The organism is Hymenobacter lapidarius (genome assembly GCF_001816145.1).
GTDB classification, from domain to species: Bacteria; Bacteroidota; Bacteroidia; order Cytophagales; family Hymenobacteraceae; genus Hymenobacter; species Hymenobacter lapidarius.
Genome location: NZ_MDZB01000041.1, coordinates 1 through 773, shown reverse-complemented (window position 1 = coordinate 773; position 773 = coordinate 1). Strand labels below are relative to the sequence as shown.

Genomic DNA, 773 nt, shown 5'->3' with positions numbered 1-773 from the left:
GGCGGTGGGATAATCTAAGGTGATACGTTTAATTTGGGGGATGGTCTTTACGCAACACTTCTGCGCCGCTTGCGGCAGTGAACATATTCGGCGCAATGGCAGCGCTGGGGGCCATGCCAAATACCAGTGCAAGGCCTGCGGTCACCAGGCCCGCTTTACCCCCGTCGCCGTGGCGAAAGCGGCGCAGTACGCGCAGGTGGACGAGCTGTTGAGCGAGCGCAATTCGCAGCGCAGCATTGCCCGCGTGACGGGTGTCTCGCGCGTGACCATTGCCAGTCGGATAAAAAAAAGCGCAGGCGGCCCCGCCTGCGCTGCCCCGCTTACGCTCCAAAAAGGAGCAGAAAAAGGCGTGGGAGGCGCTCGAACTGGATGAAATGTGGACCTTTGCGGGCCGGAAAAAGCGCAAAGTCTGGCTCTGGCTAGCCGTCGAACGGGCCAGCCGGCGCATCGTGGCCCGGGTGCTGGGCCGGCGTGACGCGGCCACGGCCCGGCGCTTGTGGCTGGCGCTGCCCCCGCGTTACCGCCGCCATTGCTGGTATTTCACCGACTTGTGGGAGTCGTACGTGGGCGTGTTGCCCCGCTGGCACCACCGCCGCTGCCCCAAGGGCAGCGGCGGAACGAATATTGTCGAAGCCATCACCTGTTCCCTACGCCAGCGCTGCGGCGTACTCGTGCGAAAATCCTGCTCCTTCAGTAAATTACTGAGTATGCATGCTGCCCGCATTAAAATTGTAATTGATAAGCACAATACCACCTTGATTTAGACCATCGCC

Annotated in this window: 2 protein-coding genes and 1 pseudogene; all 3 read left to right on the top strand. The window is 61.2% G+C overall.

Annotated features, from left to right (window positions below):
* Nucleotides 1-40: 40 nt before the first annotated feature.
* Nucleotides 41-109 (top strand): annotated as a pseudogene (locus BEN47_RS22980) (hypothetical protein); the annotation flags it as partial.
* 60 nt (nt 110-169) lie between these two features.
* Complete coding sequence (locus BEN47_RS21725) at nt 170-373, top strand: hypothetical protein (RefSeq protein WP_125921443.1); 204 nt, start codon at nt 170-172, stop codon at nt 371-373.
* A gap of 1 nt (nt 374) precedes the next feature.
* On the top strand, nt 375-764 hold the full coding sequence (locus BEN47_RS01720; RefSeq protein WP_070724479.1) for an IS1 family transposase: 390 nt from the start codon (nt 375-377) through the stop codon (nt 762-764).
* Nucleotides 765-773: the final 9 nt, after the last annotated feature.

Coding starts and splice junctions, on each gene's coding strand:
- BEN47_RS01720 (WP_070724479.1), top strand. CDS start 375: ATGTGGACCTTTGCGGGCCGGAAAAAGCGCAAAGTCTGGCTCTGGCTA.